The following is a 23,813-nucleotide window of genomic DNA, read 5'->3' on the forward strand; positions in this document are numbered from 1 at the left end:
GTGAGCTCGGGGCAGGAGGCGGAGTATTCTCCCTGGTCATGGGAGTGCTGATAGCGGTCGAGGGCCTCGACGGCGCGGGCAAGCGGACGCTGATCGAGCGAGTCGTCGCCGATCTGCGTGACCGTGGGCTGCGCGTCGCGACGACGGCTTTCCCGCGCTACCGCGTCTCGGTGCACGCCGACCTGGCCGCCGAGGCGCTGCGCGGCGCGCACGGCGACCTCGCCGAGTCGGTCAACGGCATGGCGCTGTTGTTCGCGCTGGACCGCGCGGGCGCCGCCGACGAGCTGTCGAAGCTGTTGGCCGACAACGACGTCCTGCTTCTGGACCGCTACGTCGCCTCCAACGCCGCCTACTCGGCCGCCCGGCTCGGGCAGTCGGCCGACGGCGAAATCGTGGACTGGGTGGGCGAATTGGAATTCGGCAGATTCGCCCTGCCGACGCCCGCGCTGCAAGTGTTGCTGGACGTGCCCACCGAGCTCGCGGCCGAGCGTGCCCGCAGGCGTGGCGAACTCGACGCCGAACGCGCGCTCGACGCCTACGAGCGTGACGGCGGCCTGCAACACCGCACCGGAGCGGTGTACCGTGAGCTGGCCGAACGCGACTGGCGCGGGCCCTGGTGGACACACCGATCCGACGACGGCCCGGCTACGCCGGCCGCGCGGATCGCCGAAATCGTTGGTCGATAAGGTTGGCTGTGCCGTGGGTTCGCACCAGTGTTGGCGTGGCGGCCCGATCCTGGCCTGGGAGATGACAACATAGTAGTTATGAAGCCGAAGATTCTGGTCGTCGACGACGATATGGCACTCGCTGAGATGCTCACGATCGTCTTGCGCGGGGAAGGGTTCGACCCGCATGTGGTCGGCGACGGCACGCAGGCCCTGGCGGCGGTGCGCGAACTCCGCCCCGACTTGGTGCTGCTGGACCTGATGCTGCCCGGCATGAACGGCATCGATGTGTGCCGTGTGCTGCGGGCCGATTCCGGGGTCCCGATCGTGATGCTCACGGCGAAGACCGACACGGTCGACGTCGTGCTGGGTCTGGAATCGGGCGCCGACGATTACATCGTCAAGCCCTTCAAACCGAAGGAGCTCGTGGCTCGCGTGCGGGCCCGGCTGCGCCGCACCGAGGAGGAGCCCGCCGAGCTGCTGTCGATCGCCGATATCGTGATCGATGTGCCCGCGCACAAGGTCAGCCGCGGTGGCGCGCAGATTTCCCTGACGCCCCTGGAGTTCGACCTGCTCGTCGCCCTGGCCCGCAAGCCGCGCCAGGTGTTCACCCGTGAGGTCCTGCTCGAGCAGGTCTGGGGCTACCGGCACGCCGCCGACACCCGCCTGGTGAACGTGCACGTGCAGCGGTTGCGGGCGAAGGTGGAGAAGGATCCCGAGAACCCGGAGATCGTGCTGACCGTCCGCGGTGTCGGTTACAAGGCCGGACCGCCGTGATCCATGGCGTCTTCGCGCGTCTGGAACGATCGCTGGCTCCGGTGGTGGCCTGGTTCCAAGCGGTCGGCATTGCCTTAGGTCACCTCTGGCGCCGCTCGCTGCAATTGCGCGTCATCGTGTCGACGCTGACGCTGTCGCTGATCGTCATCACGATCCTCGGCGTGGTGCTGACCAGCCAGATCACCGACCGGCTGTTGGACGCCAAGATCAACGCCGCGGTCGAGGAGATGGAGCGGGCGCGCAACACGGTGGAGAGCCAGCTGGCCGGTGTGCACGACATCGGCGCCCAGCCGCAGCGACTGGAAGAGGCGCGCAACGCGCTGTCCAACCGCGGCGGCACCGGCCGGTCCACCGGCGCGGCAGGAAGTTTCGATTCGGCGCTGAGCGTCATCGGCGGGATGCCGCCGCAGCAGATCGCCTCCGGCCCGATCCAGGAGGTGCCCGACGAACTGCGGCGGTTCGTGCAGCGCAACCAGGTCAGCTACCAGTTCGCCACGGTCGGCGACGCGGATGGATACCGCGGTCGCGCGCTGATCATCGGCAGTCCGAGCGCGGAGATCCCCACCCTGGAGACCTACCTGATCTTCCCGCTGGCCAACGAGGAGCGCAGCCTGTCGCTGATGCGCGGCACCATGCTGGTCGGCGGCATCGTGCTGCTGGTGTTGCTGGCCGCGATCACCGCGCTGGTCACCAGGCAGGTGGTCCTGCCGATTCGCTCCGCGGCCCGGATCGCGGGCCGGTTCGCCGACGGCAGGCTCAAGGAACGCATGCTGGTGCGCGGTGAGGACGACATGGCCCGGCTGGCCCAGGCGTTCAACGAGATGGCCGAGAGCCTGTCCAACCAGATCACCCAGTTGGAGGAATTCGGCAATCTGCAGCGCCGGTTCACCTCCGATGTCAGCCACGAGTTGCGTACCCCGCTCACCACCGTGCGCATGGCCGCCGACCTCATCCACGGCAGCAGCGACGACCTCGATCCCGCCCTGGCCCGCAGCGCCGAATTGCTGGTCAACGAGCTGGACCGGTTCGAAGGCCTGCTCAACGACCTGCTGGAGATCAGCAGGCACGACGCGGGCGTCGCCGAACTGCAAGTCGAATCGCTGGACGTGCGGATGTGCGCGCGGGCCGCGATCTCGACCGTGCGGCACCTGGCCAAGGACGCCGGTGTCGAGGTGATCAGCGACATGCCCGACGAGCCGCTGGTCGCCGAGGTCGATCCGCGCCGCGTGGAGCGCGTGCTGAGTAATCTGCTCGCCAACGCGATCGACCACAGCGAGGGCAAGCCGGTGCTGATCCGGATGCGCGGCGACGTCGAGGCCAACGCCGTCGCCGTCGTCGTGCGGGACCAGGGCATCGGCCTGCGGCCCGGCGAGGAGAAGCTGGTCTTCAACCGGTTCTGGCGCTCGGATCCGTCCCGTATGCGCCGCTCCGGCGGCACCGGCCTCGGTCTGTCGATCAGCGTGGAGGACGCGAACCTGCACGAAGGCAGGCTCGAAGCCTGGGGTGAGGTCGGGATCGGCGCCAGCTTCCGCCTGACGCTGCCGCTGGTGCGCGGCAAGAAGCTCGGGCCGAGCCCGCTGCCGCTGGAACCGGGGCGCAAATCGTTGCGCGTGGTCGAGCCGGAGCTGCCCGCCGAGTCCGGACCGGATATGGCCGCCGCGGAGGGGCGCGAAGTGCTGGAGCGGGCGGCCGGACAAGACGGCTTCGAACCGGGCGGCGACAGGGCGGAAGCCGTGGACGCGGAAGGCATCGGTACGACACCGGTGCGAGACGAGGTCAGGGCGTCCGAAGCCACGCCGGCGCACAAGGACGCCGCCGAGCCCGCCCACGAATCCGAGGCGACATCAGCGCCGGGCTCGGAGCCGAGCGGCGATGATTCGCACGAAGTGGCCGATGGCACGACGCCGACGGACGGCGGCTCGACAGAGGAAGCGCATGCGTCGGGAGCGAACGGATCGCGAGCGTCCGAGTCGGCGCAGACCGGGGGCGGCGAGTCGCGCGAATCGGGGGACGTACAGTCATGAGAATGCGTGTCGGGTCCGGGCGAATGCCGCGACTGACCGTGCTGTCGGCGGCGGTCCTCGCGGTCGTGGTGCCGCTCACCGCGTGCGCCAGCCTGCCCGAATCCTCCGCGCCGGAGGCGCTGGGCACCATCAACCGGGAGCCGACCACCGAGGGGCCGCCGCCACCGGTCGCCAACCGCGATCCCGATCTGCTGCTGCGCGACTTCCTCCAGGCCACCGCCGATCCGGCGAACCGGCATCTCGCCGCCCGGCAGTACATGACCCCCGCGGCCTCCACCCAGTGGGACGACGCGGCGGGCACCGTCATCCTCGAGAAGCCGGACACCCTGCGGGAATCGCGCTCGGGTGACAAAGCCAACTACTTGATCCGCGCGCGCAAGGTAGGCGAGCTGTCCGCCGATGGCGGGTATCGGCCCAGCGACGATATCCCCATCGTCGAGAACAAGATCGAGCTGACCAAGGTCGACGGCGAGTGGCGCATCGACGAATTGCCCGACGGCGTGGTCATGGACTCCACCGCGTTCTTCAAGTCCTACCGCCGCTACGCGCTGTACTTCATCGATCCCGGCGGCAATACCGCCGTGCCGGATCTGCGCTGGTTCTCGGTGCCGAAGGCGCAGCTGACCCAGCGGCTGCTCAGCTCGCTGATCGAAGGGCCGCAGCCCGCGCTGGCATCGGTCCTGCGCAATGAGCTGACGCCGCCGATCGCGCTGCGCGGGACGATCACCAAGGCCAACGGCGACCCCGACGGCGTCGGCATCGGGCTCGGTGGCGTCAGGATCGACTTCGCGGGAGCGTCTGTGCTGAATCCGCGCGAGCGCGAACTACTGGCCGCACAGGTGGTGCTCACCTTGTCCAGCGCCGACATCCTCGGGCCCTACCAACTGCTCGCCGACGGCAAGCCGTTGGACGAGCGGTTCGCCGCGGACGGATGGAACTTGGCCGACGTACAGCAGTTCAATCCGGCTGCCGCCGCGCGCAACCAGGCCGGACTGCACGCGTTGCGCGGCGGCGGGCTGGTGCAGATCGCGGGCAACGGCGGCATCACCCCCGCACCCGGCTACTTCGGCGGGGTGAGCAACCTCCAGTCGGCGACGCTGTCGCCGGACGGTCAGCTCGTCGCCGCCGTGGCGCAGGCGGGACGTCCCTCGGGAGAGCCATCGAACACCTTGATGGTCGGGACTTACGGGGGCAACGCTTTTCCGGTGGCCGAGGGCGTCACCGTCACCCGGCCTTCGTGGACTTCCGACGGCAGCGCCGCATGGGCGGTGGTCGACGGGGCGCGGGTCATCCGCGCGGTCACCGATCGGGGCACCGGCAACGTGTCGGTGCAGAACGTCGACATCTCGGCGTTGACGGCCGCCTCCTCGGCCACCGCGCCCCGGCTGCCGATCACCGAACTCCGGATCTCCCGGTCCGGGGTACGGGCCGCGATGATCGCCAACGGCAAGGTGTACGTCGCGGTGGTGGTACCGCAGCCGGACGGGAAGCTGACCCTGACTTCGGCGCTGCCCGTGGCCGTCGACCTCAGCACGGCCGCGGTGTCGGTGGACTGGCTGGACGCCGACACGATCATCATCGCCCGCGAGGGCAATGTCGACCCGGTGAGCACCGTGTCGGTCGACGGCTCCGAACCCACCCCGCTGACCTCGCAGAATCTGACGGCGCCGGTGCGCTCGGTGAGCGCAAGCGCCGATCATCAGTACGTCGCCGACTCGCGCGCGGTGCTCGAGCTGACCACAGCTCCGGGGCAGGGCCAGCCCTACTGGCGTGAGGTCCCCGGTCTGGGCGCGAACGCGATACCCGTTCTTCCCGGCTGAGATCGGCCTTCCGCCCGCGCCCCGGTGTCGGGTGCGGGATGGGCTCGGCTGGAGTCGCTCACCGGCACGCGCAGGCGGCGTCGAACCAACTGGTCCGATGGCGACCGACTACTTCATGGCGGCGATCTGGATCAGGTTGCCGCAGGTGTCGTCGAAGACGGCTGTGACCACCGGTCCCAAATCCGTCGCGTCCTGCGTGAATTCGACGCCCACCCCTTTGAGCCGCTCGACCTCGGCGTACACGTCCTCGACGGCGAACTGCGTGAACGGGATGCCGTCGGTGACCAGTGCCTTCTTGAACGGGCCTGCCGCGGGATGGCCGTCCGGCTCCAGCAGCAGCTCCACGCCGTCCGGGTCGGCGGGGGAGACCACGGTGAGCCAGCGGGCCTCGCCCGCGGGCACGTCGGTCTTCTTGATGAACCCCAGCTTCTCGGTGTAGAAGGCAAGCGCCTTGGCTTGGTCGTCGACGAACACGCTGGTGATGTTGATGCGGATCACGGGTTTGGTTCCTCTCGGTCGATGGGCCACCGCTCGACGATCGAGCGCAGCGGGCTCGTGTCGATGTGGTGGAACTTGTACCGGCCCTGCCGCCGGGTGTGCACCAGGCCGGCCTGTTCGAGCACCGCGAGGTGCTGCGAGATGGCTTGGCGCGAGGAGGCCAGGCCGTGCTTCATGGTCAGCCGACCGCAGATCTCGAACAGCGTCTGACCGTCCTTGTCGGTCAGCTCGTCCAGGATGATGCGTCGCGTCGCGTCGCCGATGGCCTTGAACAGGTCGGGGTCTGCCTCCACGGACCTAGTTATATGCAAGTCACCACTTGCCTGTCAAGAGTGGGAGACCGCGGCCGCACCGCCGGAGTGGCGCAAACAGTTCCGCGGCAACGAAACCGGCGTTCTGCCGCGATCGCCGTAGCGGTCGAGCGAACTTGTCGGCCGGTGGACGCACACTCGGTTGATGCGAACCCTGCTCGATCTGGTGCTGCCCGCCGCCTGTGCGGGTTGCGGACGTCCTGGAGCCGGTTGGTGCGCCGAATGCGCACTCGCTCTGGCCGGTCCGCCGGTGCGGGTGTGGCCGCGCACCGACCCGGGCGTCCCGTGCTGGGCGCTCGGGCCGTACGCGGGCCCAGCGCGCCGCGCGGTGCTCGCCGTCAAGGAGCGAGGACGGCGGGATCTGGCGGAACCACTCGGAGTGGGGCTCGCGGGAGCGCTCGCCGAGCTGCGCTCGCCACGTCTTCCGCTGGTCCTGGTGCCCGCGCCGAGCAGGGGGGTGGCGGCGCGGCGCAGAGGCGGCGATCCGGTGCTGCGTGCGGCCTCGGTAGCTGTGCGATGGCTGCCGAACAGCCGGATGTTGCCCTTGTTGCGAGTGCGGCGCGGAGTGCGTGATTCGGTGGGCTTGACACCCGCACAGCGGACTCGCAACCTGGCTGGGCGGGTGACCACGATTCCCGGTCGCGCCGCCGACTGGGGAGTACCGGCCGATGCCGAGGTAGTGCTGGTCGACGACGTGCTGACCACCGGTGCGACGGCCCGCGAGTCGGTGCTCGCGCTCGAGCGGGCAGGGTTGCCGACACATGGCGTTCTCGTTACGTGTGCTGCTTGACTCCGGGAAATTTGCGTGAACACTGGCGATCAGCCCGTTGGCGGACTAGCGTCGCGGACACACACCCGAACCGCAAGTTTGGAGGTGGCGCCTCGGACAACTCGTGCCGGGTAATTGTCGCTCGGCACTGCTCATCCCGCCGCACTGGAATCGGTCGGTGCGGCCAGATCCGGGAGGTACGCGTGACGACTTCTTCACGACCTTCAGTGAAAGATCCCGCTACTTCGGTGCTGGATTCCGGCACCCAGGAAGCACCAGAGCAACCCGCAGCGGAACGACCACGGGCGCCACGCGGCGACATCGTGGTGAAAGGCCGCAACGTCGAGGTGCCCGACCACTTTCGTGTTTACGTCGCGGAAAAACTCTCCCGATTAGAACGCTTCGATCCGTCGATCTTCCTGTTCGACGTGGAGCTGTTCCACGAGCGCAACCGTCGGCAGCGCAAGAACTGCCAGCGCGTCGAAATCACCGCGCGCGGAAAGGGTCCCGTCGTGCGGGCCGAGGCCTGCGCGGACAGTTTCTATGCCGCCTTCGAGTCGGTGACCGCGAAGATGGAGAGCCGGTTGCGCCGCACCAAGGATCGGCGCAAGGTGCATTACGGCGACAAGACGCCGGTCTCCGTCGCCCAGGCTACAGCCGCCCTGGTGGACGACTCCCTGTTCGAGCGGCTCGGGGAGTCCGGCGCCGCGCACGCGCACCCGGAGGAAGCCCCGGAGCCGGACTACGAAGCGGGTCCAGGTCATATCGTGCGCACGAAGGTGCACGCGGCGACTCCGATGTCCGTCGACGACGCCCTCTATCAGATGGAGCTCGTCGGCCACGACTTCTTCCTGTTCCACGACAAGGAGACCGACCGGCCCTCGGTGGTCTACCGCCGTCACGCCTTCGACTACGGTCTGATCCGTCTGGCCTGACGTAAACGAACCGCACTGCTCGTCTCCACTTCTCCGGGCATTCAGCTCACCGGCTGGATGCCCGGAGATCTGCGTCGAACGGCCCCCTGGCCATCGGCGTGCCGGCGCGACCAGCAGCCGATCCGAGCCGAAATCCCGACGGCGCCGGGAATCGGCGACGTCACCGCCGCCGGTCGCGGAAGAACGTGCGGTGCAGCAGTGAGTCGCGGCGCGGCGGACGCATGGCGTGCAGCATCACCATGTCGGCGAAGGTCTCCGCGTCGCGCTCGCGGATGGTGCCGTAGTCGGTGCGGCCGAGCACGTGGGCGATCGACTCGGGCGAGATCGAGGGCAGCAGGTCGGCCACGGCTGCCACGGTCGGTGTGCTCGAGGACGGGTCACCGGGTTCGGACTGTTCCGGGCCGTGTCCGAGCAGCATGTGGCCGAGTTCGTGCGCGATGATGTGCTCGGCGTGCCATTCGGTGGTGTCGGCGCCGTAGACGATGACGTCGCTGTCCTGTTTCGCGATCCACAGGCCGCTGCCCGTGCCGCATCCGGTGCCCGCGAGCAGCGCGGTATCGATCGGCAACAGGCTGATGCTGCGGCCACGGTAGGCCGCGATGTCGTCGAGGTAGGTCTGCAAATCCCATGGGTGGGGTATCGGGAGGTCCCGGGTCAAGCTCCGGAACCGGGCCTGGATGGCCATGCGATCGGTCTCCTACAAAAGCTCGGTGGCCCATGTAGGGAAGCATGCTACCGACTCGGAGGCATCGACCCTTCCGTGCTCCGGATGATCTCGGCCAGTATCGACCGATCGATGTCGGACCCGCGCAGCGCGATGCTGGCGACGTTCGCATCCCGCATGGTGGCGAGCAATTCGAGTTCCCGGTCGATCGCGTTCGCGGCGGGTCCACTGGTCAGCAGGTAATCGGCGGCCACGCCGAAGCCGTGCGCCACCGCGGCCAGGATCTCGACATCGACTGACGCCGCGGCGTTCTCGTCGTCGAACGCGCCGTCGCGCAGACGGGTCAGGTAGTCGGCGGGCACCGTGCGGCCGAGGAATTCGCTGACCTGCGCGGCGACGGATTCGGTGCTGCGCTCCGGCGCGGATCGCGGATGCACCACGGCGAACAGCCGATTGATCTTGTGACTCAATGCCGGGGCCGTGCCGTGCGGTCCGTCGTCGATCATTCCTGCCCCTTCACTCACCGCTTCGTGGCGCTGTCGTCGCCACGTTGGCCGCCAGCCAGCGTGCGCGGAATCGGGCTTCGGTCGCTGCATCGATATCCTCCGATCGACCGGCCAGCCAGCGGCGGTACCGGCGTTCCTGTAGCTCGCCGGAATCGCTCACCTCCGCGGGAACCGCGAGCAGATGCGCGAAGGCCATTTCCACCAGCGGGTGCAATTGCCTGCCAGGTCCGCCGTTGCGTTCGAGCATGGCGGTCGCGTACCGCGCGGACAGTTTGGAGACCACCCGGTTGAGTTCCGCGATCGCGGAGACCACCTGCGGGTCGGCGGTGCGACCGTTCTCGACGGCATCGGTGAGCCGCCCCGATGCCGCGAGAAGGCCGGTGAGGTCGGAGATCTCGAACCGGATCGCGTCCGGCCCGGCCACCACCGAGTCACCCGCGCCGCGTTCGCCGTTCGCGGGTTCGTCGGCGGCGGGGACGCCTCCCGCATAGGTGCGTGCGGCGCTGCCCGGAAGCCATCGCAGCGGGGCGTCGAGTTTGTTCAGCGTCTGCATGCTGATCGTCGCCTCGCCGTCTTCGATCTTCCGGATGGTCGGCGCCGAAGGTCCCCCGAGGTCGCCGATCTGTAGCTGGGTGAGGCCGAGCTCGTCCCGGCGTTCTTTGATGATTCGCCCGAATCTCTTCTGCCGCGACAGCTCCGAAGGGCTATGCATAGTGGGTTCATGGTAAGTCGCTGATAGCTCGGAGGCAAATGAATAGAAACTATTTGAAAACTGCGTCGAAAGTTTGTTACCGTTCTTTGCGTCGGATGGCAGCGGAGTCATGCGGTGGTTCCGGAGCGCGCAGGGGCGTCCGCCGGGACGGGCGTCTCCGGTCTGCCGCGCAACGGCGCGTGGCAGACCGGATCAGCGGCGGTGGAGGGGATCGTCGCTGGTCGGGTTCACCGTCGGCGAAGGGGGTCGACGGTGAACCTTACTTTGCAGTAAGTTTGGTGGTCCGAAGCTTTCGAAAGGAAATCGCATGGCCACCAGAGCTGCTCGCCGTGCTGTGATCGTGTCCGGTGCCCGAACGCCGTTCCTGCGAGCGTTCACCGGATACACCACCATGGACTCCATCGCGCTGGCCGACGCCGCGGTGCGCGGCTTGCTGGAGCGTACGGGGCTGCCCGGCGCGCAAGTGGAGGCGATCGTGTGGGGCGGCGTCATCCTGCCGAGCGCGGCGCCCAACATCGCGCGGGAGATCGCGCTGGACCTGCGGTTGGACCCGGGCTGTGAGGGCTACACGGTGACCAGGGCCTGCGCCTCGGGTCTGCAGGCTGTCACCTCGGCCGCGGCCGCCATCGAGCGGGGCGAATACGACGTCATGATCGCGGGCGGCAGCGATTCCACTTCGAACGCCGAGGTGAAGCTGCCACAGAAGGTCGTGCACGCGGCAGCGCCGCTGGCACTGGGCAAGCCGAAGCCGAAGGACTACCTGTCCGCGGTCGCGCGCCTCGCGCCGTTCACCGACCTGCTGCCGAGCCGTCCCAGGATTGCCGAGCGCACCACCGGCGAGGTGATGGGGGAGTCGGCCGAGAAGATGGCGCGCATCCACGGCGTGAGCCGCGCCGATCAGGACGAGTTCGCCGCCCGCTCGCACCACCGCGCGGCGGCTGCCATCGAGTCGGGCCGATTCGACGACGAGGTGCTGCGAGTCCGCACGCCCGAAGAGGAGGACATCGCGCGCGACGGTCTGGTGCGCGCCGACACCAGCGTCGCGAAACTAGCGGCTCTGAAACCGGTTTTCGCCGCCGACGGCAGCGTGACCGCAGGCAACGCCAGCCCGCTCACCGACGGGGCCGCCGCGGTGCTGCTGATGAGCGAGGAGAAAGCGCATGCTCTCGGCTACCGGCCCCTGGCGGCGTTCCGGTCGTGGAGCTACGTGAGCGTCGATCCGGCCGATCAAGTGCTGATCGGCCCCGCCATCTCGATGCCGCGCGCGCTGGAGAAGGCCGGAATGTCGCTGGGCGACGCCGATCTCGTCGATATCCACGAGGCCTTCGCAGCCCAGACCTTGGCAGTGCTGACCGCGCTCGCCAGCGACGAGTGGGCCAAGACCCGGCTCGATCGCGACACCGCCGTCGGCGAAGTGGACGTCGACAAACTGAACGTGCACGGAGGCTCGATCTCGCTCGGTCACCCGTTCGGCGCCACCGGTGCGCGCATGGTGACCAGCATGGCCAACGAGCTGGCGCGCACGGGCAAGAGCACGGCGTTGCTGGGGATCTGCGCCGCGGGCGGCATCGGCGCGTCGGCGGTGCTCGAACGCGTCTGACGCGGTGCCCCGCCGACCGGCTCCGAGTTCCGCGTCGGTCGGCGGGTCGCTACCGGCGGCGGCCTCAGGCCTTGCCCGTGGCGCCCCGCCGCTTGCGTCCCTCGTCGGCGATCAGCCGAAGACAGGTCTGGTGCTTGGTCTCGCCGGGGATGCCCTCCCGACGCAGGCGCAACATCGCCTGTGCCAGATCGATGCCCAGCTCGCTCGACAGCCGAACAGCATCGACATTGGCCATTGCACAAACCTCCTGGAACCGACGAACTAACGATCAAGCCCACTGCGTGCGAAGCAGTTTCGCCCTTGTCGTACCCGATCGGCATTCGATTGAACCATGAACGATCCACACATTTGGGTAACGATGCGCGGCCGGGCGAAGGAATTCAGCCGCGATAGGTTTCGCGGTGCACCGCGTCGGTCAACGGTCTCCCGGCGCGCCAGCCGAAGCGCTCGAGGTCTGGGACGCGCTGGAATTCGTGCACCGGCCCGACGCACAGCCAAGCGACCGGGCGGACGCCCTCCGGGAGGTCGATCAGGTCGGCCAGGAACCCGGGATCGTAGAACGACACCCAGCCGACGCCGATGCCTTCGGCGGTGGCGGCCAGCCACAGGTTCTGGATGGCGAGAACCGCGGAATAGACGCCGGTTTCGGGCACCGTGGCCCGGCCCAGTACCTGCGGCCCGCCGCGATCGTGGTCGTAGCAGACCACGATTCCGGTGCCGCTCTCGAGAATGCCCTCGATCTTGATCGGCTCGAAGGTCGCGGCACGCTCGGCTGGCAGCGCGTCCCGGAACTCGACGCGTTTGCCTGCCACGTGGTCGGCGAACTTGCGCAGTGTCACCGGTTCGCGGACCACCACGAAATCCCACGGCTGCGAATTCCCTACGCTGGGCGCCTGATGCGCGGCCGCCAGCAGCCGCCACAGTGTCGCATCGTCCACGAGTTCACCGGTGAACTCCGCGCGGACGTCGCGGCGGCGCCGGATGGCCTCGTAGACGCTCAGAACCTCAGCATGCACCGCCCGAGTCAATCAAACCCGGCGAGTCCACCGCGCACGGCGTCGGCGTCCGCGTTCCGATGTCCGTCGGCCCGGATCGCGAGATCCGAGCCGACGAGACTCAGCGGGCGGCGGAGGCGCTGCGCCGGGCGAGCCGCCGGCGTCCCTGGGCGAGCGCGGTGCGCAGACCGCGGCGCCGACCGGTCACCGGATCGATCGTGGCGGCGGTGCGGCCGCCGAACCTGCGTTCCGACGCGGTTTCGGGAGCATCGTCGGGGGTGGCCCGCAGGTACTTGTTCGGCAGCGCCAGCTTGAGGATGGTGCGCCACGCCTTGAAGTACTGCACCGGCAGCGAACCGGTGGTGTAGGGCAGGTCGTACTTGTCGGCCAGCTCGCGCACTCGCACCGCGATATCGGCGTACCGGTTGCTGGGCAGATCGGGGAACAGATGATGTTCGATCTGGTGGCTCAGGTTGCCGGTCATGAAGTGCATGACCGGGCCGCCGGAGATGTTGGCGCTGCCCAGCATCTGGCGCAGGTACCACTGGCCCTTGGTCTCGCCGTCGATATCGTCCTTGGTGAATTTCTCCGCGCCGTCCGGGAAATGCCCGCAGAAGATCACCGCGTTGGACCAGACGTTGCGGACCGCGTTGGCGGCCAGGTTGGCCGTCAGCGTGGAGAAGAACGCGGGGCCGGTGAGCGCGGGGAAGACCACGTAGTCCTTCAGGACCTGCTTGCCCATCTTGGTGAGCGCCTCGCTGCGCTTGCGCTCGAACTCGGCCCGCTCAGGGGAGCCCGGCTTGTACCGGCCCGCCGCCAATTTGCCCAGCTCCAAGTGCTGGATGGCAACGCCGTACTCGAAGAACAGCTGCAACACCAGGTTGTAGACCGGGTTGCCCAGGTTGAACGGCTTCCAGCGCTGGTCGCGCGTCACCCGCAGCAGGCCGTAGCCGATGTCGTCGTCCATGCCGAGCACGTTGGTGTACTTGTGGTGCAGGTAGTTGTGGGTGTGCTTCCAGTGCTTGGCCGCGCCGGTGTTGTCCCATTCCCATGAGCTGGAGTGGATTTCCGGATCGTTCATCCAGTCCCACTGCCCGTGCATGACGTTGTGCCCGATCTCCATGTTCTCGATGATCTTGGCCGTACCGAGCAGGGCGACGCCTGCCAGCCACGCGGCGCGCACCGGGCTGGCGAACAGCACCGCACGGCCGCTGATCTCGAGGACTCGCTGCAAGCGGATGACATTGCGGATGTACTTCGCGTCGCGCTCGCCGCGCGAGGCCTCGATTTCTCGCCGGATCGCATCGAATTCCGCGCCGAGCGCTTCCACGTCGGCCTCGGTGAGGTGGGCGTATTCCTTGACATCCGAGATCGCCATATGGGTTACCTTACCGTAAGTTACGAGAGCGTAGGTTACGAAGTTCACCGCGTGGCTGTGTCAAATACCCTATTGCGACTGGAGATGGGGGCTGGTAGTTTACCGTGCCTTTCGGCGGAAGCTGAAACGCCTGTCACGCATCGCCTTTCTCGCGCAGCGCCGCTTGTTCGTGCCGGGCTCGCTCCTGAAGCGCGACCTTGGCGCCCCGCAGCACCTCTCGCTCGTGTTCGGCCTTCTCCTTCAGCGCCGCCTTGGCCTCACGCAGCATCTCCTTCTCCTGTCGCGCCTTGTCCTGCAGCACGACCTTCGCCTCGTGCAGCGCCGAACGCAGGCCCCGCCGCTTGCCGGTCTCCGGATCGACGCGCAGCCAATGCGTGGACTCCGTGCCGAGCGTCGGCAGCGTGATACCGGCGAACTTGCGTTCCGACGAGGTCTCCGGCGCGTTGTCGGCGGTCGCCTTGAGGAACCGGTCCGGCAGTGCCAGCTTGTGGATGGTGCGGAAGGCGAGCAGATACTGCTTGGCCAGCGACCCGGTGGTGTAGGGCAGGTCGTACTTGTCGCACAGCTCGCGCACCCGCACCGCGATCTCCGGGTACCGGTTGCTCGGCAGATCGGGGAACAGATGATGCTCGATCTGGTAGCAGAGATTGCCGCTCATGAACGCCATGGCGGGCCCCGCCTTGAAGTTCGCGCTGCCGAGCATCTGGCGCAGGTACCACTCGCCACTGGTCTCGTTCTCGAGCTGCTCGACGGTGAACTTCTCCGCGCCGTCGGGGAAATGACCGCAGAAGATCACCGCGTACGCCCACAGATTGCGGACCAGATTCGCCGTCGCGTTCGCCTTCAAGGTCTGCTTGAACGCCGGACCGGTGAGCGCGGGATAGAACAGGAAGTCCTTGGCCACCTGACGGCGGATCTTGCGGCCGAACGCCACATTCGGCTCCGACATCAGCTGCCAGGGCGGGGTGCCCGCCAGCTCCTTCTCGATGCTCCAGTCGTGCAGGGCGATGCCCCACTCGAAGGTCGCGGCGAGCAGCAGGTTCGCCAGCGGTTGCACCAAATGGATCGGCCGCCACGGCTCGTCGCGGGTCATACGGAGGATGCCGAAGCCGAGATCCTCGTCCTTGCCCAGGACATTGGTGTAGGTGTGGTGGGAATAGTTGTGCGCGCGGCGCCACTGCGCGGAAGGGCCGGTCATGTCCCACTCCCACGATGTGGAGTGGATCTCCGGGTCGTTCATCCAGTCCCATTGCCCGTGGCTGACATTGTGCCCGAGCTCCATGTTCTCGATGATCTTGGCGACCGAGAGCAGCGCGGTGCCGGTCAACCAGGCCCAGCGGTTACGGCTGCCGAACAGCACGGCGCGGCCCGCTACTTCGAGGCCGCGTTGCGCCGCGATCGCGCGCCGGATGTACTTGGCATCACGCTCGCCACGGGACAGCTCCACCGAACGCCGGATGGAATCGAGTTCCTGCCCCAGCGTCTCGATATCGGTCGTGGTGAGGTGGGCAAACGCCTTGATGTCGGTGATGGCCACCGGGGTCCTTTCCCTACTCGATTCACATCGAGGGTACCTGCCGGACTACACGTCCAGGGTGCAGTCGCCCGCCGCTACCGAGATGCAGGTCTGCACTTTGTCGCCTTCCCGGTGCTCCTCGCCGTTGCGCAGATCGCGCACGTGGCCGGAACTCAAGGTGACGACGCAGGTCTGGCAGATGCCCATCCGGCAGCCGAACGGCATCTGCACCCCGGCGGACTCGCCGGCTTCGAGCAGGCTGGTCGCACCGTCCGCCTCGACGGTGCGGCCGGTCTTGCCGAAGGTGACCGTGCCGCCCTCGCCGACCGCCGAGCGCTCGATCTCGAAACGTTCCACGTGCAGCCGGTCCGACAGGCCCGCCTCGCGCCAGTGGTTCTCGATCTCGTCGAGCATCGCGGCCGGTCCGCACGCCCAGGTGTCGCGTTCGCGCCAATCCGGGAACTCGGTGTCGAGATCGGCGAGAACGAACTTGCCCTGCTCGGCGGTGAGACGCAGGCGGGTGTCGAAGCCCGGGTTGCGCTCGTGCAGTTCGTGCAGCTCCGCACCGAACATCACGTCGTCGGCGGTGCGCGCCGAGTGCAGGTGCGCCACGTCCGTGAACGACTCGCGGCGGTCCATCGCGCGCAGCATGGACATCACGGGTGTGATGCCGCTGCCCGCGGTGAGGAACAGCACCTTCTCCGGCGGCGGGTACGGCAACACGAACCCGCCCTGTGGCGCGGCGAGCCGGACGACGGTGCCGACCGGCACGCCGCCGACCAGGTGGCTGGACAGGAAGCCTTCGGGCATGGCCTTCACGGCGATGGAGATCAGCCGCTTCCCGCCGTGGCCGGGCACGGACCAATCCGGCGGACAGGTCAGCGAGTACGAGCGCCAGTGCCAGCGTCCGTCGACCAGGAGGCCGATGCCGATGTACTGGCCGGGCAGGTATTTGAAGTCGAAACCCCACCCCGGCTGGATCACCAGCGTCGCGGCGTCGGCGGTCTCCTTGCGTACCTCCACGATGCGTCCGCGCAGCTCGCGGGCCGACCACAACGGGTTGGCCAGATGCAAGTAGTCGTCCGGCAGCAACGGCGTGGTCACTCGCGCCACGGCGCCGCGCAACACGTTCAACTTGCCGCCGCGCTCGGCGACGCTCGCGGCGGGCGCCTCCAGCCACGCACGGACGCCTCGCACGGAGAAGCTCCCTATTTTCGAACCCATCGCTGCCGTTGGTCTCCCTGTCGTCGGATGCGCAAGGCCGCCGTCTCCCCGATCGGATGCCTCGCCGCAAGGTTACGGCATCGTAGGTTATGGCGGGGGAGGAGTCCGCGCACGGCGGCGCGGGTCAGAGCAGTTCGAGCAGGAACGGCAATTCCTGTGCGGCGTACCAGGCCAGTTGATGATCTTCGGCGTCCCCGAGCACGAACTCGGCGTCGGTGTCGCCGAGATCGGCCGCGTCGACCACATCGACGGCCTTGGCCACCTGCGGTTCGGCGTCGGCCAGATCGACGTGCACAGAGGCGATCTGCTGGTAGCCGATCGGACCCGTCAGCCGGACCACCGCGTCGTCGAGGTCGGGTCGCAATTTCGCGCCGGTCACGTCGGCGGCGATCACCGCGCGGCGGTACACCGGCCCGCCGCCGGTGACCGGCGCGGCCTCGTCGGAGTCGGGGTCGGGGTCGGAGTCCTCCGACGACCCGATCGCCTCGCGTTCGGCGGCGAGCAGTCGCAGCGAGGCGCGGGCGGCCTCGTTCATGGCGACCTCGCCGAGCTCTTCCTCGTCACCGGAGGCGTAGGCCTCGCGCAGCGCGGGCGTCACCGCGAAGGCGGTCCCGCTGACCGGCGTCAGTTCCCTGCGCTCGACCAGCTCGCGCAGCATCGGCACCGTAGCCGGGATGTAGACCCGCAGCTTCCTCTGATCAGACGCAGGCACCGAGCATCTCCTCCATGGAATCGCGCACCGCCGTGGCGAGCACGCCGATGTCGGCCATCGCGTCGCGGTCGGCGTTGAGTCCGTAGAACACGCGCCCGTCGTAGGACGTGATCCCGATACTCGACGCTTGATTGCGCAGCAGTGGCGACACCGGGTACATCTCCAGCATCCGCGCGCCGCCGATGTACATCGGCGCTTGCGGACCCGGCGCGTTGGTGATCACCAGATTGAACGTGTGTTCTGCGAAGGTACTCGCCGCGCGCACACTCATCGCGTGCAGGCTGGCCGGAGCGAATCCGGCCAGGTGCACGAGGGTACGCGCGCGGACGCCGCGCCGCTGCCGCCCGTTGGATTCGGTGGCGTGCGCGATGTGCGACAGCCGCATCACCGGATTCGGCTCGCCGACCGGCAGATCGATCAGGAACGAGGACACCTCGCTCGCCGATTGCGCCTGGCCGTCGGTCCCCTCGACATACACCGACATCGGCACCACCGCCCGCAGCGTGGTCGACTCGCTGAGCGCTTCGCCGCGCGACAGCAGCCAGTTGCGCAGGGCGCCGGTGACCACCGCGAGGATCGCGTCGTTGATCGAACAGCCGAAACGCTTGCGGATCGTGCGGTAGTCGGCCAAGTCGGTGCGCACCACGGCGAAGCGCCGATTGCGCGAAGTGCGGGTGTTCAGCGGGCTGTCGGGCGCGCCGGTCGCGGCGGTGCGCACGGCGGCGACCACCGACTCCACCGCCTTGCCCGCCGTTCCGAGCACCGCGAACGCGTTGGCGCTCGCGTCGCGGGCCACTTCCAGCGCCCGGCGCGGCTGCGCGGCGAGCTGGCCCAGCGCGCTCACCAGCAGTTCCACTTCGCCGGGTTCGCGTGGCGCGATCCAGTCGTCGCCCGCGAACTCGCGTGGCGCCGGCCCGGCGTCGAGGATCACGTGACCGATCTCGAGTGCGGTGTCCCCGTCCACCAGCGCGGAATGGGTCTTTGTGAAGATCGCGCAGCGGCCCTCGGACAGCCGTTCGATCAGGTACATCTCCCACAGCGGCCGGGCCGGGTCCAAGGGGTGGGAGGCGAGCCGGGCGACCAGGTCGTGTAGTTGTTCGTCGGTGCCCGGACCGGGCAGCGCCGAGCGCCGGATGTGATAGGTGATGTCGAACCGGCTGTCCTCGACCCAGACCGGCCGCCCCAGCGACAGCGGGATCTCCCGCACTTTGCGCCGGTACCTCGGCACCAGCGCGAGCCTGCTCTCGACCAGGTCGATCAGCCGGTCGTAGTCCAGGATCGGCAGGCCGGAGCCGTCGCCCGATTCGGTGTTCCGCACGATCGCGAGAGAGCCGATGTGGATCGGATTGCTGCTCGACTCGAGCCGGTAGAACGCCGTGTCCTGCGGCGTCAGTCTCGTGATCACGCTGCCCGGTACTCCTTTTCCCGATGCCGCCCCCGCTTATTGTGCTGCCGCACCAACCGTTACCCCGGCCTTTGCGGCATTTTCCGACGAATTCGACGCACCACCCGAACCCCGAGGCCGCGACACACCGCCCCTACGAGCTCGGCAACCTCGATTCGATCACAGCGCGAACCGCGATGCACGGCCGCAGCATCCGGCCGCCCACGTGTCGAAGCATCACCGCGCCACGCTGCCGGACCCGGGTGGTAGTCGAGCATGTGACGAAGTCGCCGGCGGCTCCGCCGGCGACCCTCCCTGCGCGACGAGTCGAGCGCCGAGTAGCGCGGTGACCACATACGGCCCGTTTCGACCCGGCCGCCGGTTCAGCGTGAGGTGAAGCATTACCGTTGTGCTCGGTCCGCGTCCGGGCCGCGTGTCGTGCATGTGCCGAGGTCACTACGGGCCCCGTTGGACCTGCCACTTACGTGTTCAGCATCTTCAGGTGGTGCCGTACCCACTGCGAGACCACGGAGGCCCGCCACCGGTTCGGCGTGAGATGATGCATCAAGTTGGGCTGGCCCGTGCGCGTGGCGATAGTCCCACATGTGACCAAGTCGCTACTGCTCCCGCTGGAGCTGCCACCTGGCGTGTCGAGCATTTTCAGGTGGTGCCGTGCCCACTGTGCGTGACCACACAGGCCCGACCACCGGTTTCGAGCGAAGCGAGACCGAGCATTGTCCGTTCGCGGCCCGGCTCGCGTCCGAGTGGCCGCCGCGTCCGCGACGAAGTCGCCAGCGGCGGTCGCTCGGACGCGAGCCACCAGGGGGCCGCGAACACGCAGCGCCGCGGGCGCTGCAAATCAGACAGAGCATTACCATGAAGCATGCAGCGGATTCCGCGCAACCGCGTGGGCCCGCACCGGCCCGGGGGCCGACGACAGATTTGACACACCGACCAGAGGACTGACGAGACCCGTGCCTGCGCTGACACTGACGAGGTTGCTTCGGATTGGTGAGGGTCGCATAGTCAAGCGGCTCTCGAATTTCGCCGACCAGGTCCTCGCCCTCGAGCCGGATTACGAGGACCTCAGCGACGCCGAGTTGCGGGCCAAGACCGACGAGTTCCGCGAGCGTTACGCCGAGATGGTCGAAGAGGGCGAGAGCGATCCGCTCGGCCAGCTGATGGCCGAGGCGTTCGCGGTCGCGCGGGAGGCGTCCTGGCGGGTGCTCAGCCAGAAGCACTACAAGGTGCAGGTCATGGGTGGCGCGGCGCTGCACACCGGCAATATCGCCGAGATGAAGACCGGTGAGGGCAAGACCCTCACCTGTGTGCTGCCCGCCTACCTGAACGCGATCAGCGGTGACGGTGTGCACGTCGTCACCGTGAACGACTACCTGGCCAAGCGTGACGCCGAGTGGATGGGCCGCGTGCACCGCTTCCTCGGTCTCGAGGTCGGCGTGATCCTGTCCGGCATGAGTCCCGCGCAGCGGCGGGTGGCCTACAACGCCGACATCACCTACGGCACGAACAACGAGTTCGGCTTCGACTATCTGCGCGACAACATGACCCACTCGCTGGACGACCTGGTGCAGCGCGGGCACAACTTCGCCATCGTCGACGAGGTCGACTCCATCCTGATCGACGAGGCCCGCACCCCGCTGATCATCTCCGGCCCGGCGGATGCCTCGTCGAAGTGGTACGCCGAGTTCGCGCGCATCGCGCCGCTGCTGAAGAAGGATCTCCACTACGAGGTCGACATCAAGAAGCGCACCATCGGCGTGCACGAGGCGGGCGTGGAGTTCGTCGAGGATCAGCTCGGCATCGACAATCTCTACGAGGCCGCGAACTCGCCGCTGGTGAGCTACCTGAACAACGCCATCAAGGCCAAGGAGCTCTACACCCGCGACAAGGACTACATCGTCCGCGACGGCGAGGTGATCATCGTCGACGAGTTCACCGGCCGCATCCTGGTCGGCCGCCGCTACAACGAGGGCATGCACCAGGCGATCGAAGCCAAGGAGGGGGTGGAGATCCAGCCGGAGAACCAGACCCTGGCCACGATCACGCTGCAGAACTACTTCCGCCTCTACGACAAGCTGTCGGGCATGACCGGCACCGCCGAGACCGAGGCCGCCGAACTGCACCAGATCTACAACCTCGGCGTGGTCCCGATCCCGACGAACAAGCCGATGATCCGGGCCGACCAGTCCGACTTGATCTACAAGACCGAGGAGGCCAAGTTCTCCGCAGTGGTCGACGACGTCACCGAGCGGCACGAGCGGGGGCAGCCGGTGCTGATCGGCACGACCAGCGTCGAGCGTTCGGAGTACCTGTCCAAGCAGTTCACCAAGCGCGGTATTCCGCACAACGTCCTGAACGCGAAGTTCCACGAGAAGGAAGCCGAGATCATCGCCGAGGCCGGCCGGCCGGGCGCGGTGACCGTCGCGACGAACATGGCGGGCCGCGGTACCGACATCGTGCTCGGCGGCAACCCCGACATCATCGCCGATATCCTGCTGCGCAAGCAGGGTTTCGACCCGGTGGAGACGCCGGAGGAGTACGAGCGCGCCTGGCTGCCCACGCTCGATCAGGTCAAGGCCCAGACCGCCGAGGACGCCGACGCGGTGCGTGACGCGGGCGGCCTCTACGTGCTCGGCACCGAGCGGCATGAGTCGCGGCGCATCGACAACCAGCTGCGCGGCCGCTCCGGTCGTCAGGGTGACCCGGGCGAGTCCCGCTTCTACCTGTCGCTGGGCGACGAGCTGATGCGGCGGTTCAACGGCGCCGCGCTGGAAGCGATCATGACGCGGCTGAACCTGCCCGACGACGTGCCGATCGAGGCGAAGATGGTGTCCAAGGCCATCAAGAGCGCGCAGACGCAGGTCGAGCAGCAGAACTTCGAGATCCGCAAGAACGTCCTCAAGTACGACGAGGTGATGAACCAGCAGCGCACCGTCATCTACGGCGAGCGCAACCGGATCCTGCGCGGTGAGGACATGGAGGGCCAGGTCCAGGAGATGATCACCGACGTGATCACCGCCTACGTGGACGGCGCCACCGCCGAGGGCTACGTCGAGGACTGGGATCTGGACAAGCTGTGGTCGGCGCTGAAGACGCTGTACCCGGTGAGCCTGGACTACCGGGACCTGACCGGCGAGACCGAGGTCGGCGAGGCGGGCGAGCTGACGCGCGAGGAGCTGCTCGAAGCGCTGCTGGACGACGCGCACGACGCCTACGCGCGGCGCGAGTCCGAGATCGATGGCCTCGCGGGCGAGGGCAGCATGCGCAATCTGGAGCGGCAGGTGCTGCTGTCGGTGCTCGACCGCAAGTGGCGCGAGCATCTCTACGAGATGGACTATCTCAAGGAGGGCATCGGCCTGCGCGCGATGGCGCAGCGCGACCCGCTGGTGGAGTACCAGCGCGAGGGCTTCGACATGTTCACCGCGATGCTCGACGGCCTCAAGGAGGAGTCGGTCGGCTTCCTGTTCAACCTGCAGGTCGAGGTGCAGCAGCCGCAGCCGGAAGGCGTCGCCGTCAGCCCCGGTCTGCGTTCCCCGGTCGGTACGGGGGCCGCGCCGCGTCCCCTTCCCACCGAGGAGGCTCCCGTGGCGAACGGGCACGGTGCGCCCGCGGCTCTGCGCGCGCGGGGCATCGATGACACCGCCCCGCGTGGTTTCAGCTACTCCGGCCCCGACGAGGGCGGCCGGGCCGCGGTGCACAGCGACGCCGAGGAGTACGGCGCCGATGGTGGTCCGCAGCCCACCCGCCGTGAGCGCCGCGAGACGGCCCGGGCGGAGGCGAAGGGCCGGCGCGGCCCGAAGTCCCGCCGCCGCCACTGATCCGCTGAACCGCGAAGGCGCTCAGGGTTTTCCTGGGCGCCTTCGTCGTGTTCGGACAGCCGGCAGCCGCGCCGAACTCGCACATCAGCCGGGTGAACCGGAGTATCTTCCTGGCGTGGACCGCGCAGCTGTCGAAGCATGGGTCGCCGGATACGAGCGAGCCTGGCGGTCGGCGGGCACGCGGCAGCTCGCCGACTTGTTCACCGCGGACGCCGGGTACCTCGTCTCGCCGTGGGCCCAGCCACTGACCGGTCTCGGCGCGCTCGCGGACTTCTGGGAAGCCGGCCGGGACGGGCCCGGCGAGCCGTTCACCATGCGATCGACGATCGTCGCGGTGGAGGGGGACACCGCGGTGGTCCGGGTGGAGGTGGAATACGCGCGAGACACGCCGGCACGGTGGCGAGACCTGTGGATCCTGCGCTTCGACGATGCGGGCCGCTGCGAGTGGTTCGAAGAATGGCCGTTCGCGCCCGGACAGCCGGACGGGCACTGATCCGGGCTACCAGGAATCGTTGGAGTTCAGGGCGACGAGCAGGCGGCGAATGGCGGCCACCCGGTGTTCCTTGCCGGTGATCTGGTCCAACGCGCACTCGGGGTCGGCGGGCGGACCGAGATGGGTACAGCCGCGCGGACAGTCCTCGATGGCTTCGGCGAGATCGGTGAAAGCGGCGATGACGTCGTCCGGGGTGATGTGGGCCAAGCCGAACGAGCGCACGCCGGGTGTGTCGACGACCCAGCCGCCGCCCGGCAGCGGCAGCGCGACCGACTGGGTGGAGGTGTGCTTGCCCTTGCCCACCCCGGAGACCTCGCCCACCGCCCGCTCCGCATCCGGCACGAGACGATTGACCAGCGTGGATTTACCGACGCCGGAGTGGCCGATCAACGCGGTGAGGTGATCGGTGAGCAGATCCAGCACCGGATCGAGCGGGTCATCGATGCCGCCGTAGACGATGGTGAGGTCGAGATCCTCGAAGGCGGCGGCGAATTCGGATTCGGCGGCCAGATCGTGCTTGGTCAGGCACAGAACCGGTTGCAGCCCACCGGCATACGCGGCGACCATGGCGCGCTCCACGAAGCCGGTGCGCGGGGGCGGATCGGCGAGCGCGACCACGATGAAGAGTCGTTCCGCGTTGCCGACGACGATTCGCTCGAACGGATCGGTGTCGTCGGCGGTGCGGCGCAACACCGTTCGGCGGTCGGTGACCCGAACGATGCGGGCCAGGCTGTCCGGTCGCCCGGACAGGTCGCCGACCACATCCACCCGGTCGCCGACCACGATCGGGGTGCGGCCCAGCTCCCGCGCCCGCATCGCGACGATCCGGCGTTCCGGATCGCCGCCGAGGACACACCCCCAGCGGCCCCGGTCGACCGCGACCACCATGGCCGACTCGGCGTCGCTGTGCTGCGGCCGGGTCTTGGTGCGGGGACGGGAACTACGCCCCGGACGAACCCGGACGTCGGATTCGTCGTAGCTGGCCGTGGAT

The 23,813-nt window shown here is 68.2% G+C and carries 22 protein-coding genes; 9 read left to right on the plus strand and 13 right to left on the minus strand.

The window, feature by feature from the left end; translation table 11 throughout:
• The first annotated feature begins 38 nt into the window (after positions 1 to 38).
• The 4 genes from K8O92_14865 to lpqB all read left to right on the plus strand — a co-directional run bounded on the left by K8O92_14865 (position 39) and on the right by lpqB (position 5,286).
• Positions 39 to 686: a dTMP kinase gene (locus K8O92_14865; GenBank protein UAK34990.1), complete on the plus strand. Its 648-nt coding sequence runs from the start codon at positions 39 to 41 to the stop codon at positions 684 to 686.
• A 69-nt stretch (positions 687 to 755) separates the two neighbouring features.
• Positions 756 to 1,442: a response regulator transcription factor gene (locus K8O92_14870; protein UAK35710.1), complete on the plus strand. Its 687-nt coding sequence runs from the start codon at positions 756 to 758 to the stop codon at positions 1,440 to 1,442.
• A 44-nt stretch (positions 1,443 to 1,486) separates the two neighbouring features.
• Positions 1,487 to 3,466: a HAMP domain-containing protein gene (locus tag K8O92_14875; GenBank protein ID UAK35711.1), complete on the plus strand. Its 1,980-nt coding sequence runs from the start codon at positions 1,487 to 1,489 to the stop codon at positions 3,464 to 3,466.
• The gene (gene lpqB, locus K8O92_14880) at positions 3,463 to 5,286 is read left to right on the plus strand and encodes an MtrAB system accessory protein LpqB (protein UAK34991.1); all 1,824 of its coding nucleotides are present in this window, start codon (positions 3,463 to 3,465) and stop codon (positions 5,284 to 5,286) included. Before K8O92_14875 ends, lpqB begins: the two co-directional genes overlap by 4 nt.
• A gap of 108 nt (positions 5,287 to 5,394) precedes the next feature.
• On the opposite strand, the gene K8O92_14885 is transcribed toward lpqB, so the two are convergent.
• Both K8O92_14885 and K8O92_14890 read right to left on the minus strand, forming a co-directional pair.
• On the minus strand, positions 5,395 to 5,781 hold the full coding sequence (locus K8O92_14885) for a VOC family protein (GenBank protein UAK35712.1): 387 nt from the start codon (positions 5,779 to 5,781) through the stop codon (positions 5,395 to 5,397).
• Positions 5,781 to 6,077, minus strand: coding sequence for a metalloregulator ArsR/SmtB family transcription factor (locus K8O92_14890; protein ID UAK34992.1), 297 nt, complete (start codon positions 6,075 to 6,077; stop codon positions 5,781 to 5,783). Before K8O92_14890 ends, K8O92_14885 begins: the two co-directional genes overlap by 1 nt.
• 163 nt (positions 6,078 to 6,240) lie before the next feature.
• Between K8O92_14890 and K8O92_14895 the strand changes: the two genes are divergently transcribed.
• A complete protein-coding gene (locus tag K8O92_14895; protein ID UAK34993.1) occupies positions 6,241 to 6,885 on the plus strand; it encodes a ComF family protein in 645 nt (214 codons plus the stop codon).
• Between the two features lie 227 nt (positions 6,886 to 7,112).
• Positions 7,113 to 7,799, plus strand: a complete 687-nt coding sequence (gene raiA / locus K8O92_14900) for a ribosome-associated translation inhibitor RaiA (GenBank protein ID UAK35713.1) — start codon at positions 7,113 to 7,115, stop codon at positions 7,797 to 7,799.
• A gap of 160 nt (positions 7,800 to 7,959) precedes the next feature.
• On the opposite strand, the gene K8O92_14905 is transcribed toward raiA, so the two are convergent.
• From K8O92_14905 to K8O92_14915, 3 genes are read right to left on the minus strand one after another with little or no spacing between them, the layout of a single operon-like run.
• Positions 7,960 to 8,484 carry a zinc-dependent metalloprotease gene (locus K8O92_14905; protein ID UAK34994.1) on the minus strand — a complete coding sequence of 175 codons (525 nt, stop codon included), beginning with the start codon at positions 8,482 to 8,484 and terminating at the stop codon, positions 7,960 to 7,962.
• Between the two features lie 47 nt (positions 8,485 to 8,531).
• Positions 8,532 to 8,969, minus strand: a complete 438-nt coding sequence (locus tag K8O92_14910) for a hypothetical protein (GenBank protein ID UAK34995.1) — start codon at positions 8,967 to 8,969, stop codon at positions 8,532 to 8,534.
• A gap of 10 nt (positions 8,970 to 8,979) precedes the next feature.
• Positions 8,980 to 9,681, minus strand: coding sequence for a helix-turn-helix domain-containing protein (locus K8O92_14915; protein ID UAK34996.1), 702 nt, complete (start codon positions 9,679 to 9,681; stop codon positions 8,980 to 8,982).
• Between the two features lie 307 nt (positions 9,682 to 9,988).
• Here K8O92_14915 and K8O92_14920 point away from each other — a divergent pair, with 307 nt between their 5' ends.
• Positions 9,989 to 11,281 carry an acetyl-CoA C-acyltransferase gene (locus K8O92_14920; protein ID UAK34997.1) on the plus strand — a complete coding sequence of 431 codons (1,293 nt, stop codon included), beginning with the start codon at positions 9,989 to 9,991 and terminating at the stop codon, positions 11,279 to 11,281.
• A 64-nt stretch (positions 11,282 to 11,345) separates the two neighbouring features.
• On the opposite strand, the gene K8O92_14925 is transcribed toward K8O92_14920, so the two are convergent.
• The 7 genes from K8O92_14925 to K8O92_14955 form a co-directional block, all read right to left on the minus strand.
• The gene (locus K8O92_14925; GenBank protein UAK34998.1) at positions 11,346 to 11,516 is read right to left on the minus strand and encodes a hypothetical protein; all 171 of its coding nucleotides are present in this window, start codon (positions 11,514 to 11,516) and stop codon (positions 11,346 to 11,348) included.
• 145 nt (positions 11,517 to 11,661) lie between these two features.
• Positions 11,662 to 12,282, minus strand: coding sequence for a 5,6-dimethylbenzimidazole synthase (bluB, locus tag K8O92_14930; protein ID UAK35714.1), 621 nt, complete (start codon positions 12,280 to 12,282; stop codon positions 11,662 to 11,664).
• A 115-nt stretch (positions 12,283 to 12,397) separates the two neighbouring features.
• The gene (locus K8O92_14935; GenBank protein UAK34999.1) at positions 12,398 to 13,654 is read right to left on the minus strand and encodes a fatty acid desaturase; all 1,257 of its coding nucleotides are present in this window, start codon (positions 13,652 to 13,654) and stop codon (positions 12,398 to 12,400) included.
• Positions 13,655 to 13,787: 133 nt separating this feature from the next.
• Positions 13,788 to 15,191, minus strand: a complete 1,404-nt coding sequence (locus K8O92_14940; GenBank protein ID UAK35000.1) for a fatty acid desaturase — start codon at positions 15,189 to 15,191, stop codon at positions 13,788 to 13,790.
• A 45-nt stretch (positions 15,192 to 15,236) separates the two neighbouring features.
• A complete protein-coding gene (locus tag K8O92_14945) occupies positions 15,237 to 16,394 on the minus strand; it encodes a ferredoxin reductase (GenBank protein ID UAK35001.1) in 1,158 nt (385 codons plus the stop codon).
• A gap of 124 nt (positions 16,395 to 16,518) precedes the next feature.
• On the minus strand, positions 16,519 to 17,082 hold the full coding sequence (locus K8O92_14950) for a hypothetical protein (protein ID UAK35715.1): 564 nt from the start codon (positions 17,080 to 17,082) through the stop codon (positions 16,519 to 16,521).
• A 10-nt stretch (positions 17,083 to 17,092) separates the two neighbouring features.
• A complete protein-coding gene (locus K8O92_14955; GenBank protein ID UAK35002.1) occupies positions 17,093 to 18,511 on the minus strand; it encodes a wax ester/triacylglycerol synthase family O-acyltransferase in 1,419 nt (472 codons plus the stop codon).
• Positions 18,512 to 19,464: 953 nt separating this feature from the next.
• Here K8O92_14955 and secA point away from each other — a divergent pair.
• A complete protein-coding gene (gene secA, locus K8O92_14960; protein ID UAK35003.1) occupies positions 19,465 to 22,329 on the plus strand; it encodes a preprotein translocase subunit SecA in 2,865 nt (954 codons plus the stop codon).
• Complete coding sequence (locus K8O92_14965) at positions 22,235 to 22,822, plus strand: nuclear transport factor 2 family protein (GenBank protein UAK35004.1); 588 nt, start codon at positions 22,235 to 22,237, stop codon at positions 22,820 to 22,822. The genes secA and K8O92_14965 overlap by 95 nt, the downstream gene beginning before the upstream one ends.
• A gap of 6 nt (positions 22,823 to 22,828) precedes the next feature.
• On the opposite strand, the gene rsgA is transcribed toward K8O92_14965, so the two are convergent.
• On the minus strand, positions 22,829 to 23,710 hold the full coding sequence (gene rsgA / locus K8O92_14970) for a ribosome small subunit-dependent GTPase A (GenBank protein ID UAK35005.1): 882 nt from the start codon (positions 23,708 to 23,710) through the stop codon (positions 22,829 to 22,831).
• Between the last annotated feature and the right edge of the window lie 103 nt (positions 23,711 to 23,813).

This window comes from Nocardia asteroides (genome assembly GCA_019930625.1).
GTDB lineage: Bacteria > Actinomycetota > Actinomycetes > Mycobacteriales > Mycobacteriaceae > Nocardia > Nocardia sputi.

Bases quoted from the DNA above. Each gene is read 5' to 3' on its own strand.
- K8O92_14865 (UAK34990.1), top strand. From the start codon at position 39: ATGGGAGTGCTGATAGCGGTCGAGGGCCTCGACGGCGCGGGCAAGCGG.
- lpqB (UAK34991.1), top strand. From the start codon at position 3,463: ATGAGAATGCGTGTCGGGTCCGGGCGAATGCCGCGACTGACCGTGCTG.
- K8O92_14895 (UAK34993.1), top strand. From the start codon at position 6,241: ATGCGAACCCTGCTCGATCTGGTGCTGCCCGCCGCCTGTGCGGGTTGC.
- K8O92_14905 (UAK34994.1), bottom strand. From the start codon at position 8,484: ATGGCCATCCAGGCCCGGTTCCGGAGCTTGACCCGGGACCTCCCGATA.
- K8O92_14910 (UAK34995.1), bottom strand. From the start codon at position 8,969: ATGATCGACGACGGACCGCACGGCACGGCCCCGGCATTGAGTCACAAG.
- K8O92_14915 (UAK34996.1), bottom strand. From the start codon at position 9,681: ATGCATAGCCCTTCGGAGCTGTCGCGGCAGAAGAGATTCGGGCGAATC.
- K8O92_14920 (UAK34997.1), top strand. From the start codon at position 9,989: ATGGCCACCAGAGCTGCTCGCCGTGCTGTGATCGTGTCCGGTGCCCGA.
- K8O92_14925 (UAK34998.1), bottom strand. From the start codon at position 11,516: ATGGCCAATGTCGATGCTGTTCGGCTGTCGAGCGAGCTGGGCATCGAT.
- K8O92_14935 (UAK34999.1), bottom strand. From the start codon at position 13,654: ATGGCGATCTCGGATGTCAAGGAATACGCCCACCTCACCGAGGCCGAC.
- K8O92_14945 (UAK35001.1), bottom strand. From the start codon at position 16,394: ATGGGTTCGAAAATAGGGAGCTTCTCCGTGCGAGGCGTCCGTGCGTGG.
- K8O92_14965 (UAK35004.1), top strand. From the start codon at position 22,235: ATGGTGGTCCGCAGCCCACCCGCCGTGAGCGCCGCGAGACGGCCCGGG.
- rsgA (UAK35005.1), bottom strand. From the start codon at position 23,710: ATGGTGGTCGCGGTCGACCGGGGCCGCTGGGGGTGTGTCCTCGGCGGC.